This is a genomic window from Pediococcus cellicola, assembly GCF_001438655.1.
In the GTDB taxonomy this organism is placed as follows: Bacteria; Bacillota; Bacilli; order Lactobacillales; family Lactobacillaceae; genus Pediococcus; species Pediococcus cellicola.
On sequence record NZ_JQBR01000007.1, the window covers coordinates 1 to 17,100 of the forward strand.

Genomic DNA, 17,100 nt, shown 5'->3' on the forward strand with positions numbered 1-17,100 from the left:
CGCTCCCTGCGAGGGTAGGACGTTGCCATGCAATTTAAAAAGAGCTTCCTTTATTGGGAGCTCTTTTTTTGTCCCAATTTATCAATTGATGAACATAAATACTTATCAGTTAAAGTGTTTAACAAGGCATACGCACGTCGTTGCTGCGTTGTAAAAAGATATGGTATACTGGGTCAGGTAATTTTATGCCGCTTTAGCTCAGCTAGGTAGAGCACTTCCATGGTAAGGAAGAGGTCATCGGTCCGAATCCGATAAGTGGCTTAATCAAATTTGAAGGAAATCATTAGTGGTCATAACTGATGATTTCCTTTTTTATCCTATAATTTATCCGGTTTAATGTTAAATACAGGTCACCTATTCTTTCTTAGATTGATGGTGATGTTGAAAAAGTTCTCGATTTTTTCTATGAGAAGTGTATAATCAATAAAAATGTGTAAAAATTCTAAGGAGGAAATGATTAATGGAAACCAAAGATCGATACGCAGTTGATATTGTGCCAACACCGCACCGTCACATGTCTTATTGGGACATGTTTGCTACTTGGGTGGGTGCAAATGCTAATAATGGAACTTGGTTTGTCGGTGGAATTATTGCCGCATGCGGATTCTGGGGTGGTATTCGAGCACTAATTGTGGCATCAAGTATTTCATACATATTTTTATCTCTGATTGGTTACATGGGTTACAAAACAGGTGCGACAACGATGGCCATTTCTAGGGCTTCATTTGGCATTCGGGGCAGCATTGTTCCCTCATTAGTGAACTTAACTCAATTTGTAGGTTGGACAGCAGTTAACACATTTATCGCTGCCACCTCAATGTCTTATATTTTACATTCGTTGATTGGCTGGCCAATTTATGGGCAAGCTGGTGGCAATAAAGGTTTGATTTTGGGCATTGTCATCATGAGCGTTTTACACTTAATAAGTATTTCTGCCGGACAACGGTCGATTCAAATTATTGAACGAATAGGAATCATTTTGGTGATTATCTTCGTTTTATGGGAATCGATCGTTGTTTTTCGTGATGTTTCTTTTTCACAGATCGGCCACTGGCAAGTGCCCACTCATCAGAAAATGCCTTTTGGCGCTGCAATTGATACGTTAGCAGCTTTTAATTTAGCCTGGGTAACGGCAGGGGCGGACTTTACACGATTTACGAACAAAAAACATGTGGCCATTACAGCACCATTTATCGGCGCTGATATTGGGGTGTTTTGGTTTGCGTTCATTGGATTGGTAGCCACAATAAGTATTGCCATCACTTCCGGAATATATGATGCCAACAATTCCGACCCAAGCACAATTGCCAATCGCTTAGGACTAGGTATGATTGCCATGATTGTGATTGTGTTAACTAGTATGACGGCTAATGCTGTAAATTTACAGGCGGCCGGTTCCGCTGTAAATAATATGTTTCCCAGAATCAGCTTAAAAAAGTCACTTTGGATTGTGACCATTTTAGCCACTATTGTCACCTTTATTCCATTATTTATCGGAAGCTTCTTGGATGCCTTTACTGCGTTTTTAGATTATGTCGGAATGGTTTTAGGACCGATCATTAGCATTATGTGTGTCGACTTCTATTTAATCCATAAGCAGGAATACCACATTGCGTCACTTTCAAAACGAAACGGACGCTATTGGTATCGAGGGGGCGTGCATTGGCTGGCGTTTGGACTATGGCTTGCTGGAGTCATCGCTTACCTGTTACTACGTCAAGTTTCTTGGATTGAGGCGTATACGGGAGCTACGTTTATTGACATGATTCTGGTAGGAATTGTGTATTATGTTGTGATACGTGTCACTTTGAACAAGGAGGAAAACTAATGTTAGTTAAAGATGTTTACATTGAAAATAAGGAATCAAAACAGGATTTACGTATTGAAAAGGGAAAATTCGTTGAAATTGGGCAAAACTTACCGGTTCGACAAAACGAACAAATAATCGAAGCAAACGGAAAGTTACTTTTACCACCGTTTGTGGATTCACATGTACACCTGGATGCCACTTTAACGGCTGGCGATCCCGAATGGAATCAAAGTGGCACCTTATTTGATGGGATTCGTATTTGGTCAGAGCGTAAAAAAACACTGACTCACTTGGATGTCAAAACGCGTGCCAAAGCCACAATTCGCCAACAGGTGGCAAATGGTATTCAGTTTATTAGAAGCCACGTTGACACAACAGACCCTAAAATGACGGCCTTGCAGGCATTATTGGAAGTTAAAGAAGAAATGAAGGATGTTGTGGAAATTCAGTTGGTTGCATTTCCGCAAGAAGGTGTCTTGTCCTATCCCAAAGGAAAAGCATTGCTAGAAACCGCTGTAAAAGAGGGTGCCGATGTGGTTGGGGGTATTCCACATTATGAATTTAATCGAGATTACGGTGTCACTTCCTTGAAGTATATCGCGGAGTTGGCGCAAAAATATGATCGTTTAATTGATGTCCATTGTGATGAAATTGACGATCCTAACTCGCGAAATTTGGAAGTTTTGGCAACACTTGCGTACGAAACGGGATTGGCTGATCGGGTCACAGCGAGTCACACAACAGCAATGGGGTCCTACAACGATGCCTACTGTTATAAATTGTTTCGACTACTAAAGCTGGCAAAAATTAATATGGTTGCCAATCCACTGGTTAACATTCACTTGGGTGGACGGTTTGATACGTACCCTAAACGGCGTGGGATTACCCGTATTAAAGAACTTACCGAGGCGGGAATTAACGTGTCATTTGGAGAAGATGATGTGAAAGATCCGTGGTATCCGATGGGAAATGGAAACATGATGGATCCGGTACATATGGGAATTCATGTGGCGCAATTGATGGGGTATCAAAACATTCAAGATTCGTATAATTTTGTGACTAACAATGCGGCCAAAACACTTCACATTACGGATCATTATGGTATTCAAGTGGGAAAGCCCGCCAACTTTATTATTTTAAATCAGAATAATTTTTACAATGCGTTAAATGAACGATCCGAAGTATTGTATTCAGTGCGTAACGGCAAAATCTTGGTTCAGACTCAGCCTAAGCAAGTCAAACTAACTTTCTAAAAAAGACCACAAAATAAAGTCCAAACGGTAACCTCAAAAAATATTTGAAGCGTTATGGTGCGGACTTTATTTTTTTGTTCTCTGTAAACTTGAGTATATCGTATGGTTATTTTGAAATTCTGTGAGAGAATGGAAGCATAAAATTATTTGGAGGGTATTATGACGATTTTATGGAATACCTTTTTAGATCAAAGAGTAGAACTGTTAAAAGCGCTGTGGGAACATTTGCAGATTTCGTTAACGGCGCTTTTGATCGCAATTGTGATTGCCATCCCGTTAGCCATTTGGGCAACACATCACAAAAATATTGCGGAGTTTTTATTACAAATAACCAGTGTTTTACAAACAATCCCTTCACTGGCGTTGCTTGGACTTTTGATCCCGTTAGTTGGAATTGGTAGTGTCCCTGCAATTATCGCGTTGGTCATTTATGCGCTATTGCCAATTTTTCAAAATACATATGTCGGAATTGATGAAATTGATCCGTCCTTAGAGGAAGCTGCCGATGCATTTGGGATGTCGCGGTTGCGAAAGTTATTTAAAGTCGAAATTCCAATTGCATTGCCGGTCATTATTTCTGGCATTCGCACGGCGCTGGTCCTAATTATCGGAACGGCAACTTTAGCAGCGCTGATTGGTGCCGGGGGACTCGGAAACTTTATTTTGCTGGGAATTGATCAAAATGATACGTCGCTAATTCTGATTGGTGCAATCACCTCTGCGCTTTTGGCCATTATTTTAAGTGCCTTGATCAAATTTTTACAAACGGCACGTTTACGCACTGTCATTGCTACTGTGGGTGTAATTATTGTGGGATTTGCTGGAGCTAGTACGTATCAAGCAGTTTCACAGCCCAAAGAAAACATCGTAATTGCTGGTAAATTGGGATCAGAGCCAGATATTCTGATCCATATGTATAAGGATTTGATTGAAGATCAGGATAAAAGTGTCACCGTGACCTTGAAACCCAACTTTGGGACAACTAGTTTTCTTTTTAACGCCTTGAAGAGCAAAAGCATTGATATTTATCCGGAATTTTCCGGTACCGTTTTGGAAAGCTTGGTTAAAAAATCAGGTCAGACAACGAACTTAAGTGCCCATAAAACCTACGTAAAGGCGCGTGACGCCCTCAAAAATCAATTTAATATGGCCTACTTAAAACCGATGGCTTATCAAAATACGTTTGCGATTGTGGTGAAAAAATCATTTGCTAAAAAGTATGACTTGAAAACAATTGGTGATTTGGCAGCAATTGAAAATCAAATTAAGGCCGGTATGACACTAGAGTTTATCAATCGAACCGATGGACTTAAAGGAATCAATAAAAAGTATGGGCTTAATATTAATGCCCGTTCCATGCAGGCCAGCCTACGTTATGAAGCACTGAACCGAGGGAACATTAATGTGGGGGATGCTTATTCCACAGATAGCCAGCTGAAACAATTAAATTTAGTTATGCTAAAGGATACGAAGCATGTATTTCCACCATATCAAGGGGCGCCTATTATGTCTGAAAAATTGGCAGCAAGCCATCCCAAACTGGTCCAGGCACTAAACAAATTAGCAGGAAAAATTTCGGATGAAGACATGCAAAAAATGAATTATGAGGTTAATGTCAAAAAAGAATCCGCAGCTAAAGTTGCGAAAAAATATTTGATTTCTCATGGATTGTTGAGGGATGCCAAATGATGAATAAAAACCAACCTATTATTGAATTTAAGGATGTGCGCAAAGAATTTGGCGAAAATTTAGCAATTCACGACTTGAATCTAGCTATTCAACCAGGGGAATTGTTTGTATTAGTGGGAACATCTGGTAGTGGTAAGACGACGACTTTAAAGATGATTAACCAATTGATTACCCAAACAGATGGTGATATTTTATTTAATGGCAAAAAATTAAAAGAGTTTGATAAGCGTAGTTTACGTTTAGACATTGGCTATGTGCTGCAACAAATTGCCTTGTTTCCCACAATGACAGTTGCCCAGAATATTAGTGTGATTCCGGATATGAAGAAAATGCCGAAAAAACAGATCGCCGAAATTACTGATAATTTATTAGCACAAGTTGGCTTGAATCCTGATGAGTATCGCAATCGAATGCCAGATGAGTTGTCTGGTGGGGAACAACAGCGAATCGGAATTGTCCGGGCATTGGCCGCCAAACCGCCAATTGTTTTGTTTGACGAACCGTTCAGTGCCCTGGATCCAATTGTACGCACACAATTACAAGACTTAGTTTTAGACCTTCATCAGCGCATGCATAATACGATTGTATTTGTGACTCATGACATGGATGAAGCCCTCAAATTAGGAGACCGGATCGGTGTTATGAGCCATGGACAGCTGTTGCAGGTGGATACGCCCGATAATATTGCCCAACATCCTGTAAATGAATTTGTAGAAAACTTTTTTGCGGGAACGGTTGCTAAAAACATTTTTGATACGCAATTGGCCAAGTTGGTGCGTACGGGATATGTGACAAAAGCAAAATCGCCAACTGATGAAGCCACAATTTTGACGGATACGGCAACCTTAGACGATGCGTTCCAAGCTCTGAGTAAAAATACACAAATTGGAGTTAAGCATGATACGCAATTGGTCGGCTATTTGAATCGACAAGCAGTTATGCGGTACCTTAGTGAAGTTAAGCGTTAAAATTAAGTGAGTTACTTAAATAATGGAGGCATTCTTATGAATAAATTTGATGTTGTAATTTTAGGTGCTGGGCCGGGTGGCGGTGCCCTAGCTTATGCGTTGAAAGCCCAGGATTTAAAGGTAGCAGTTGTTGAAGAAAACTTATGGGGCGGAACTTGTCCTAATCGGGGATGTGATCCGAAAAAAGTTCTTTTAGCTGCAGTTGATGCACGGCGTCATTCCCAATATCTGGAAGGTAATGGATTGAAAAAAGCACCAGAAATTGATTGGCCAGCGCTCATTAAATTTGAAAAGACCTTTACTGATCCGGTTTCAGAAGGAACAAAAACTGGTTTAAAAAATGCTGGAATTACAGTAATTGATGGCTCAGTGAAGTTTGTGGATAAGCACACCATTTTTGCAAATGACCAAAAAGTCACGGCAGATAAATTTGTAATTGCCACTGGGGCGCGCCCGGGTTTGTTGGAAGTTGATGGTAAGCATCATTTTAAGACAAGTACGGATTTCTTACAAATGACGCAAATGCCTAAAACCGTCACGTTTGTGGGGGGTGGCTACATTGCCTTTGAATTTGCAGCTATAGCAAGTGCGGCCGGTGCTCAAGTACATATTGTGCACCATAATGATCGACCTTTAAAAGCTTTTCCGCAAGCCGATGTGCAGCGCTTAGTTCATCAACTCAAAGAAGTTGGTGTTCAATTCCATTTTGGTGTTGATATTAGTCGCATCGAAAAAAATGAGACCGGTTATGAATTGATTAGCGCGCAAGGCTTTAGTTTGCAAACAGATCAAGTTTTTTGCACGGCTGGTCGGATCCCAAATGATGATACGTTAGCTTTGGAAAAAGCTGGTGTGAAGTATTCTAAAAAAGGCATTGAAGTTGACGATCACTTGCGAACCACAGCAGAAAATATTTATGCATTGGGGGATGTGGTGGACAAGACACAGCCTAAATTAACGCCCGTTTCTGGTTTTGAAGCCCATTATTTGGCTGAATTATTTGGAGGTCACGACAAGTCGATCCGGTATCCTGCAATTCCAACGGTGATCTATGGTGATCCTCGCTTGGCAATGGTTGGCGTGAACGCGGATGAAGCCCAAAAACAAACGTCTATTTATAAAGTTTCTGATATGGATATCACTGGCTGGTTTACGTATCGTCGCTTGAACGAACCACTGGCACATGCTACAGTAATAACATCTAAGAAAACCGGTGCAGTGGTTGGAGCGAGCTTAATGAGTAGCGAAGCAGATGATTTAATCAATTATTTTGCCATGGCGATTAATCGTCAGTTAACTCCTGAAAGCTTAAAAGAAACTATTTTTGCCTATCCAACGGCTGCCAGCGATTTAACCTATTTTATGTAATTATTGGAGGCAGTTGTATGGAATTTATTGGGACGCTTTGTTTAGTATTATTTTTAACATTATTTGTTGGTCATTACTGTCAACGAATGGGTGTCCCAGGAGTGATTGGACAGCTTTTAGTCGGGGTCGTTGTGGGTCCGGCTATTTTAGATTGGATTCAGCTAAACAGCTTGATTCAGGTTTTTTCTGACTTAGGCGTTATTATTTTAATGTTTATTGCCGGGTTAGAAAGTAACATTCAGTTACTTAAGAAATATTTACGCCCCGCATTAATCGTTGCAATTATAGGTGTTATCTTCCCCCTAGTTTTGATGGGATTTTCCGGGTTGTTGTTTCATTTTAGCCGCCTGGAGTGTTTTTTATTGGGCGTCATTTTTTCTGCCACCTCAGTCAGCATTTCGGTAGAAGTTTTAAAAGAGTTTCATGCTCTGGATTCAAAAGAGGGAGCCACTATTCTTGGGGCAGCAGTGGCTGACGATATTATTGGCGTTATTCTATTAAGCATCATGGTCAGTATGATGGGTGATACAAGTGGCAATCAAAGTTTGTTTTTCGTTATCTTAAAACAAGTATTGTATTTTATTGGTGTCTACTTATTGTTCAAGTGGATTGCGCCGTATCTTATGCGCACGGCCGACCATTTGTTTATGACCGCTAGTCGCACGATTATGTCTATAATTATTTGTTTAGCAATGGCTTGGTTGGCGGAATTAGTTGGTTTGAGTGGTGCAGTGGGCGCTTTTTTTGCCGGCCTTTCTGTGGCGTTAACACCTGCACACAAAGAAATTAGTGCGAGTGTGGAACCCATTGGATATGCTATCTTTATTCCGATGTTTTTCGTAAGTGTAGGTCTAAACATGAGTTTCGCACATTTATGGCAGTCACTAGGCTTTGTCATACTTATGACCATTCTTGGTGTGGGAACGAAATTGGTTGGCTGTGGATTAGGTGCTAAATTATCAGGATTTGACTTAGCGAGTAATTATGTCATTGGAGCGGGGATGGTTTCCCGTGGAGAAATGGCGTTGATCACGGCACAGATTGGGTTTACAGCGCATTTAATGGATGCCACTCATTACTCAGATGTGATTTTGGTGATCATTGTAGTCACTATTATTGCGCCATTTATTTTGAAACATGCCATTACAAAACAGCGAAATTTACAGAAAGCTTGAAAGCGGTATAAATATGATGAAATTTGCGTTTTTATGTGTTCAAACTAAAAAAAATGTCGTATAATTATCTTAAGAGTTTCTTAAAAATAGGAAGTTTGGAGGTTATGATATATGCAGAGTCGGAATAAAAATACATTCGATGATTCTCAAAGTCATCAAGGCCATTTTAAAATGTATAAAGTTCATAAAAGTTGGCTGTTCGCAGGGCTTGTTCTGGTAAGCGTGAATGCAGCTGTGGCGTTTAATGAAGTCACACCTGTCTCGGCGGATACAACAAATACGGCACAAACTGGTAATGTTCAGACGAAGTCAAGCAGTTACGCCTACTCAAGTTCATATGCCACTAGTAATGGTTCTAATGCGCAAAGCAGTGCTAGCTCATATAGTAGTACTAGTTCGAGTGCGTCATCAGCAACTTCTTCGGCAGTAAGTTCCAGTTCAAGCAGTGTTGCAGTTAGTTCTGTAGCAAGTTCAAGCAGTCAGAAGCGTTCTTCTGTAGCAAGTTCAAGCAGTCAGAAGCGTTCTTCTGCAGCGAGTTCAGCCGTGTACTCTTCAGCTGTTTACTATGCATCAGTTGCGCAAGCAACACCGAGTTCCGAGGTGAACACTTGGACGCCAAGTTTAAGTACAAATCTTAGTTCCGCAGCTAAGACAAGTTCTACAGCTACAAGTAGTAGTTTCTCTAATGCAACGGCATTGAGCAGTGTGGCAAGTAGTGCAGTAGCATCTAATGGTTCTGAAGTGGGTAGTGTGGCTTCTTCTGCAGCAGATACTGCAAATTCCGGCTCCTCAGCAGATATCAAAACCGACCAAACAAGCAGTGAAGCCAGCTCTGTTTCAAAAGCTAGCTCAACAAGCAGTGAAGCAATTTCTTCGATTGCGAAGGTTTCAAGTGAAGCAACCAGTGCCGCAAGTTCGGCTTCTTCAGTAAGTCATGAGGCTAAAACTGAAGCCAAGGTGACAAGCTCAGCACCTGTCACCACCACAGCAACGACAACTAAGATTTCTAAGGTTGCTGAGGCTGCAGTCGTGACTGCTTCGATTTCAAAAGTCGTTCATGAAGCAACTCAAGCGTTACAGCAGACGACAACCACTCATCAGCGTGTGGATCGCTCACCGTACTTAACTAATTTAAGTAAGTTTGTTGGCACTAAAGCGGCAACTAAGGTGGAAGCGGGCGACTTAAATGATGCTTATCAACAGGCAGCCGTTCCGGTAACTCAATTCCAGAAAACTTCACGTGCTATCAGTAATGCACAGAGTGAAGCTACCCAGACAACAGAAAAAGCATCAGGAAATAGTGATCGTGATGACAATTCATCTTCCGAAATGACCGTACAAACGTCAGATTTTGCGTCAGGTGCCCAAAGTAGTTTAGAGGGAAGCACCTATGTGATGCACGGAAGTCAAAAACGTCGTTAAATTAATGTGATTATAAAAAGATAAGTTTCTCACTTGTTTTGCAAGTAAGGGACTTATCTTTTTTTGATTATTCAATTTGTACAAGATGTTCTTGATCGGCTAAAACAGAACTGACAAGAGGCGAGGCGGCACCAATGCTTAACAAGGTCAATTGATGCATGGCTCGGGATGCCATTGTGTATAGGATACCGGTTGAGCGCTGGTCCGGATAATTTGTTGCGGAAATATCATAAGCGATGACGGAATCAAATTCTAATCCCTTTGCTAAATATACGGGCATAATCAAAACACCCTTGGGCAATGCTAGATCGGCATCAGATAATAAATTTGCGTGGGTTGATCGATGAATCGCTTCGTATATTTGGCGACTTTCTTTCATATTTCTTGTTAAAATTGCCACGGTACCATAAGTTTGTAATTCTTTGTGACAAAGTGATACTAGTGTTTCTAGTCCTGTTTGTCGTGTGTCACGCACGATGACAGTTGGTAAGTCACCTTCCCGATTAAAGGCTTGAATTTGATCACCATCAGGAAGTAATTTTTTGGCAAAATTTGTGATTGGGTAAGTTGACCTATAACTACGATTTAAGGTAATAAGGTTAGCTCTTTTGACGTTAAACGCAGCTTTCAGATGGTTTAATAAACTCTGGGGTGCTTCAACGTCTTTAAAAAGGGCTTGTTCACTATCACCTAAAAGCGTGAACTTGGCATTGGGAAAGGCGTGCTTAAAGTAAATCATTTGAGCTAAAGAATAGTCCTGCATTTCATCAATAAAAATGTATTGAATTTGCCGATTACGTCCTTCGCCAGTCAGCAAATCACGTAAGAAAAGTAAAGGCGCCGCGTTCAAAAGATGTAATTTATGATATTCAATTCCCTTTTGAAAGGTAGATTGAAAGTTTTCCCAGTCAGTATTGGTTAAGCCGTCGGGTAGGGAAACTTGACGAAGAAAATCTGCGTACTGATTGTAAATATCAATAAAATAGTTATTGTATAGGGCATCATAAACGATACGAAAATGTTTTGCCGCGATTTTTCTTCCCAAATAATGAATTTCATCATCATAACTTTCAAAAGCGCGAAGCCTTTTTTTACCAATTAAATCGTTATAAGCTTCATTGTTGAGATGATCAATGGTTTCGTGAACCCAGTCGGCATCAGCTTCTTGATCAATTCTACGCTTCAGTCTTTTAATTAAAGTATTTTTCGTTTTTAAAAAGCGATCCGCAAGCGAAAGCGAGTTCGGTAAATCTGCATAAATTTTACGAATTTCAGCTGCTTTAAAAAATGGCTTTTCTTTAAACAATATGTCGGTAAATTGAATTTCTTGAGGCGTTAATTTCTGAGCATAATCCGAAACAGCAGTCATGAATGTGGGACTTTCGAGTAATTGGCTTAAAGCCTGTTGAACGGGAGAACTTAGAGATTCTTGTTCGTAGCGATCAAAAATGGATTGGACATTTAATCCCTGAAAACGTTGGGAGAGAAAATCAGCCAACGTGATCTGACGCATATTGCGCTCTCCTAAACTTGGAAGTACGTCTGAAATATAACGACTGTAGAGCCGATTAGGAGAAAATAAGACGATTTCATCCGCATTAAGGGATTTTCGGCTGTGGTATAACAAAAATGCAATTCGTTGCAAGATGGCAGAAGTTTTGCCACTACCCGCAACACCTTGAACAACCAGAAGATCACTGGTGGTGTCGCGAATAATGTCGTTTTGTTCTTTTTGGATGGTGGCAACGATATTAGCCATGTACGTATCATTTTGTTGGCCGAGAACTTCCTGCAAGATTTCGTCTCCCACAGTTTCATTAGTATCAAACATGTTGGTGATTTTACCAGATTGAATAGAGAATTGGCGCTTTTTGACTAATTCGGTGTCCATATCGCCGACAGGTGTTTGATAAGTCACTTTACCAAGGGTACCGTTATAGTAAATACTGGAAATCGGTGCACGCCAATCATAAATGAGAAAGTTTTCGTTCTCGTCGGCAAAAGAAGCTGTGCCAATGTAGAGAGGTTCGGCTTGAGTTTCGCCTGGATCTTTGATGTCAATACGCCCGAAGTAAGGAGATGCTTGGAGCCGTTTGTAGGTGGCAACTTGACGTTTAAGGATCGTTTCGTTTTCAACAGCGCGGGCAACAAGGCCCTTTTGCTGTTGCACTTCGGCATTGGTTTCGATGCGGTCGTCGGCTTCAAAGGTGTTAATTTTAGCGTTTTGAGAATAGTTACTTTCAACGGAGCGTGTTTCCGAGTGAGCCTGGTTATAAAGATTTTTAGTATGTTCGGTTTGGGTTTCAATTTTAGAAATGACATGGTCGACGCGGGCTTGCTCGCGCTTAAATTCATTTGAATCAAGGGTGCTCAATAGAATGACTCCTTAGTGTAAAAGCATTTTTAGTGTGATGATATTCTAGGTTGTTTGAGGGGGAAAGTCAAGGAAAGTGAACGAAGCAAGTCGGTAGGAATTGGCGCGAGAGCACAATCTTGCAGCGATTGTGCTTGCACACTAATCGCTAACTTGCAAAGCTGTCCTAAAGCCTAGTAGAAAATAGAAAATTTTTGGTAGCAAGACTGGCATGAAAATAACGATTTTGGGAAAAGGATTATCTTGCTTGTATCTATAAAGACAGGTACAATGATGGTGTTAAGTTCAATGAAGAAATGAAGTAGTTTTTCACTAACAGAGAGGAATGTGTGCTGAAAAATTCCAGAAAAACGAAGTGGGTTTTGGAGAACGTCAAACGGGGCACCGATAACTGCAATGAGTGGCAGAATACTTCTGCAATTTAGGTGGCACCACGGTGAAATCGTCCTATGACTAGTTTTTTTCTAGTGATAGGATTTTTTATTTACACCGAAAAATAAAAAGACGAGGAGTTTTTATAATGACAAAAAAACATGTAATTTTAACAGGTGATCGCCCAACTGGAAAGCTGCATATCGGGCATTATGTAGGATCCTTAAGAAATCGGGTGGCGCTTCAAAATACGGGTGATTATGATAGTTACATTATGATTGCTGATATGCAGGCACTTACAGATAATGCGCGAGATCCAGAAAAAATTAGAAATAGTTTAACTCAAGTTGCTTTAGATTATTTAGCGGTGGGGATCGATCCTAAAAAATCAACCATTTTAGTTCAGTCACAGATCCCGGCGTTAAGTGAACTGACGGAGACTTATTTAAATTTAGTAACGGTTTCTCGATTGGAGAGAAATCCCACGGTCAAAACTGAAATTAAACAAAAGAAGTTTGGCGAAAGTGTTCCGGCTGGATTCTTTATTTATCCGGTTAGTCAAGCAGCTGATATTACAGCATTTAAAGCAGATACGGTACCTGTTGGCGATGACCAAGAGCCAATGTTGGAACAAACTCGTGAAATTGTGCGAACATTCAATAATGTCTATGGTAAGCAAATCTTGGTTGAACCAGAAGGCTATTTTCCACCTAAGGGATTGGGAAGAATTCCTGGATTGGATGGGAATGCAAAGATGAGTAAATCTTTAAATAATGCCATTTATTTGGCAGATGATGCAGATACCATTCAAAAAAAAGTTATGTCAATGTACACGGATCCGCAACATATTAAGGTGTCAGATCCCGGTCACGTGGAAGGCAACACCGTATTTACTTATTTGGATATCTTCGACGAGGATAAGGCAAAGGTTGCTGACTTGAAGGCACAGTATCAAGCAGGCGGGTTAGGTGATGTAAAAATAAAACGTTATTTAAATGAAGTTTTGCAGGAAATTTTGAAGCCGATTCGAGAAAGAAGAGAGCAGTATGCGCAGGATATACCGGGCGTTTATGACATTTTGAAGGCAGGCAGCGAAAAGGCGAATGAGGTGGCAAACCAGACGTTAAAAGAAGTCAGGGATGCAATGGGAATTAATTACTTCAACTAGTGAACAAAGCAAGTCGGGTAGAAATTAGCATATAAGAATGATGAGGAAAGCGGGATCGCAATCCCACAGAAATCGTGCTGATATGCTAATTTCTGACTTGCGGAGTGGTCCACATGTAACATCAGTTAAAGAGGTTCGTTTCGGCAATTATGAGACGTGTCCTAATTTCAAGATATCGCATTTTTGTGTGAAAACATGGTAAAATGTAAACAATAAATTAACGGTATGAATTGAGGTGTGTGAAATGGAGAACTTGGTAATTGTGGATTTGGGGTCCAATTCAGTGCGAATGGCCATCAATGAAATTCATGATGACGGTAGCTTTCGAGAAGTGCGGCGAATTAAAGAAGATTCACGTATTTCTGAAGGTATGGGTAGTAATCACATTTTACAACCAATTGCGATGGAACGAACCATTGCTGCTTTAAAACGATTTAAGCACATTTATGATACGTATCCTAATCGGACTATCCGAGGAATTACTACTGCCGCAGTTCGAGTAGCGAGAAATCAAGCGGAATTTTTAGATCGCGTCCAGCAAGAAGTTGGAATTCAACTGGATGTGTTGTCTGGCAATGATGAAGCTTATTATGATTATTTAGGTGTCATGAACTCGTTAGAAATTAAGGACTGTTTGATTCTAGATACAGGTGGTGCAAGCTGTGAACTGATTCACGTGCAAAATGGTAAACCTCGTAATTTGATTAGTGTGCCATTTGGGGCTGTGAGTTTATCAGAACGTTTCCATCTTAACAATGTGGTGCGCGCGGATCGCTTATTCGCCGCCCAGAACTTTGTCAACAAGCAGTTCCGTGATATTTGGTGGATCATGGATGCGGTACAGTTGCCGATCATTTTGCTTGGTGGTGCTAACCGCTCCTTAGCACGAATGAATCGACAGCATCAAGGCTTATTGCGTGTGGATAATATTCACGGCTACCGTTTAAAGACAGAAGTTGTAAATAAAACATTTCGGGCATTACTCTCCCGTAATTTAGTCAACCGAAAAAAAATGCCGGGGTTGGAGTCACAACGGGCTGACATTATCATTGGTGGGATTTTACCGCTGGTTATGTTATTGCAAATGTTGGATGCGGACCGGGTTATCTTTTCTGAAAGTGGTGTACGGGAAGGCATTATTTCAGAATATGTCCAGCGTCATGAATAAGAATATGAGACAAAAGCTTGGCTAAGCACATTTATAAAATGAGTTTTACCAGCTTTTTTGGTTTTAGGAGTTCACTAAAATGAATTTAAAACAGTTTTATAAAAAGGATTACAGTACACGACTGAGCCTTTTAAGCACACAATTAAATTTAACTTCGGATGAACTGACACTGATTGCCAACCAGCGTTCTCAGCAAGGTGATGCCATTATTGAGAACTACTTAATGGACTATTCTGTTCCAGAAGGCATTGCCGTTAACTTTTTAATTAATGGACAGGAAAAAATCATGCCGATGGTGACTGAGGAACCTTCTGTGATTGCGGCTGCCAGTAATGGCGCCAAAATGATGCATATGGGCAAGGGAATTTTGGTACAGACAACGCCCCGTTTAATGATGGGGCAAGTGTTATTGGCCAATGTGAGCAATTCTTCTAAACTAAGCGCGCAATTAACTCAAAATGAAGCCCAAATTTTAAGAGTGGCAAATGAGGCGCATCCTTCGATTGTAAAGCGGGGTGGTGGAGCCAAAAAAATTCGTGTTCGTCAATTGGATAATCAGTTCGTTTCTCTAGATGTATACATTGATACAAAAGAAGCGATGGGCGCTAATATGATTAATACCATGCTTGAAGCGGTGGCCAATTATCTTCACATTGAACTTGGTCAATCAAGTTTGATGGCGATTTTAAGTAATTTAGCAGATGAATGTGTGGCAACGGCTACTTGCCGAATTCCCTTTGAACGGTTGACAAGCCGAACTTTAGACGGTAAACAGGTAGCCCAACAAATTGTGCTTGCTAGTCAAGCCGCACAAGTTGACCCTTATCGAGCAGCTACCCATAATAAAGGAATTATGAATGGGGTAGATGCTGTTGTGTTGGCATCCGGTAATGACTGGCGGAGCATTGAGAGCGCGGCGCATGCTTATGCCGTGAAAGACGGACAATATCGTGGGTTAAGCCAGTGGAAAATTCAAGAAAATGATCTTGTGGGATCTTTAACGTTGCCATTACCAGTAGGATTCGTGGGTGGCTCCATTAAAATTAATTCGCAGGCCCAACTAAACCATAAATTATTGCAGGTGGGATCGGCCGCGCAGTTGGAAGAAGCAATTGTGAGCGTGGGATTAGCTCAAAATTTGGCGGCACTAAAAGCCCTAGTAACGGAAGGCATTCAGCGTGGACATATGCATTTACAAGCCAAATCGCTACTGCTAGGGGTTGGCGCGACACAAGCAGAGTTAGAAAGTGCCCAAAAAGAATTAGAAATGGCGCCTCAAATGGACGAACAAACTGCGATACGGATTTTGAAGCGTATACGAACAAGGAGAAATTAATGAGCGAAATACAGTTAAGTGAAGAAGTTCAAAAATTATTGGCACAGGTAAAGGAAGCGACTAATGAAAAAATCGTTCTGGACTATGGTGACCAAAAGAGTGGTTTTGTGCGCTATGATCAGTCTTACCAGACACGACAGGACCAGCAACTTGTACTCCATATTCGGGATATCACCGCTCCTGATTATACGGTGTCGCATGAATTACTGCATGCCCTTATGGATCTCAAAAAATATCCTGCTATCCACTTTAATTTAACGAGTGGACATCAGGATTTTGATGAACAACTTATGATTATTACAACAACTTTATACGATACGGCTACTCATTTACAGATTTATCGTTGGCAAGAAGCGCATCACTTGTTGACCGAAGCGGTTCGTGACGCATACCTTAAAGGGGTTGTTCACACAATTAAGCCTGAAGAAGAGGGTAAGGTTGATGGGATGATGCACTTACGGTTAATGACCATTTTGGATGCACTCGTCTTTTATGGTGATCAATTTGAACAGGTGGCCTCTCAGTTTGAACATGATTATCCAATGGCACTTGAAGGCGCAAAAAATATTTATCAAATTTTGATGCAAAAACCGGTAGATTCACCATTCACCTTACGAAGAACGCTGGTTAAATTGTACGCGGCCTTTGATCAACAGCTAGAAAAATGGCATTTACCAGTCGTGGGCAGTAGTGAATTTGTGACGGTTGATAGTGTGTTGAGCAGACGTCAGCTACGTCTAGAAGTGCGCCAGCTTTTTCAAATTTCTCATTCAGAGCTACAGGAACAAGCAACTCAAAAACGTGCTTATATTGGATTAGGCATGACGGATCGACAAAATGCGTTTGTTTTGCCTGCCCCGCCTAAAAGCCAAAGTGAGGTTTTCTTTAAACAACTGTATGATATGTCTGTAGCAGAATTTTTTGAAAAATTCCATCTAACTTATACCATTCGGTAATTGCAGTTCAATCAGTTTACCTTATCTTATATCTGGCATAA

Annotated in this window: 12 protein-coding genes and 1 tRNA gene; 12 read left to right on the forward strand and 1 reads right to left on the reverse strand. The window is 40.7% G+C overall.

The window, feature by feature from the left end; all coding sequences use genetic code 11:
• The first annotated feature begins 187 nt into the window (after positions 1-187).
• The 8 genes from IV80_RS06890 to IV80_RS06925 all read left to right on the forward strand — a co-directional run bounded on the left by IV80_RS06890 (position 188) and on the right by IV80_RS06925 (position 9,685).
• Positions 188-261 (forward strand) — tRNA-Thr (locus IV80_RS06890).
• 199 nt (positions 262-460) lie between these two features.
• Positions 461-1,828, forward strand: a complete 1,368-nt coding sequence (locus IV80_RS06895) for a cytosine permease (RefSeq protein WP_057751441.1) — start codon at positions 461-463, stop codon at positions 1,826-1,828.
• Positions 1,828-3,063, forward strand: coding sequence for a cytosine deaminase (gene codA, locus IV80_RS06900; RefSeq protein WP_057751443.1), 1,236 nt, complete (start codon positions 1,828-1,830; stop codon positions 3,061-3,063). The genes IV80_RS06895 and codA overlap by 1 nt, the downstream gene beginning before the upstream one ends.
• A gap of 159 nt (positions 3,064-3,222) precedes the next feature.
• The gene (locus tag IV80_RS06905) at positions 3,223-4,752 is read left to right on the forward strand and encodes an ABC transporter permease/substrate-binding protein (protein ID WP_057751445.1); all 1,530 of its coding nucleotides are present in this window, start codon (positions 3,223-3,225) and stop codon (positions 4,750-4,752) included.
• Entirely contained in the window at positions 4,749-5,720 is a 972-nt protein-coding gene (locus IV80_RS06910) for an ABC transporter ATP-binding protein (protein WP_083490552.1), read from the forward strand. Before IV80_RS06905 ends, IV80_RS06910 begins: the two co-directional genes overlap by 4 nt.
• Positions 5,721-5,756: 36 nt before the next feature.
• Entirely contained in the window at positions 5,757-7,088 is a 1,332-nt protein-coding gene (locus tag IV80_RS06915) for a dihydrolipoyl dehydrogenase family protein (protein WP_057751447.1), read from the forward strand.
• A 17-nt stretch (positions 7,089-7,105) separates the two neighbouring features.
• On the forward strand, positions 7,106-8,263 hold the full coding sequence (locus IV80_RS06920) for a cation:proton antiporter (RefSeq protein ID WP_057751450.1): 1,158 nt from the start codon (positions 7,106-7,108) through the stop codon (positions 8,261-8,263).
• A 111-nt stretch (positions 8,264-8,374) separates the two neighbouring features.
• A complete protein-coding gene (locus IV80_RS06925; RefSeq protein ID WP_057751452.1) occupies positions 8,375-9,685 on the forward strand; it encodes a KxYKxGKxW signal peptide domain-containing protein in 1,311 nt (436 codons plus the stop codon).
• A 67-nt stretch (positions 9,686-9,752) separates the two neighbouring features.
• Here the strand turns inward: IV80_RS06925 and helD are convergent, their stop codons facing one another.
• Positions 9,753-12,059: an RNA polymerase recycling motor HelD gene (gene helD, locus IV80_RS06930; protein ID WP_057751454.1), complete on the reverse strand. Its 2,307-nt coding sequence runs from the start codon at positions 12,057-12,059 to the stop codon at positions 9,753-9,755.
• 520 nt (positions 12,060-12,579) lie between these two features.
• On the opposite strand from helD, the gene trpS reads away from it, so the two are divergent.
• From trpS to IV80_RS06950, 4 genes are all read left to right on the forward strand, one after another.
• Entirely contained in the window at positions 12,580-13,599 is a 1,020-nt protein-coding gene (trpS, locus tag IV80_RS06935; RefSeq protein ID WP_057751456.1) for a tryptophan--tRNA ligase, read from the forward strand.
• Between the two features lie 244 nt (positions 13,600-13,843).
• Entirely contained in the window at positions 13,844-14,767 is a 924-nt protein-coding gene (locus tag IV80_RS06940) for a Ppx/GppA family phosphatase (protein ID WP_057751458.1), read from the forward strand.
• A gap of 79 nt (positions 14,768-14,846) precedes the next feature.
• Positions 14,847-16,103 (forward strand): hydroxymethylglutaryl-CoA reductase, degradative, encoded by a 1,257-nt coding sequence (locus tag IV80_RS06945; RefSeq protein WP_057751461.1) that lies wholly within the window; start codon positions 14,847-14,849, stop codon positions 16,101-16,103.
• Positions 16,103-17,059, forward strand: a complete 957-nt coding sequence (locus tag IV80_RS06950; RefSeq protein ID WP_057751463.1) for a hypothetical protein — start codon at positions 16,103-16,105, stop codon at positions 17,057-17,059. Before IV80_RS06945 ends, IV80_RS06950 begins: the two co-directional genes overlap by 1 nt.
• The last annotated feature ends 41 nt before the right edge of the window (positions 17,060-17,100 follow it).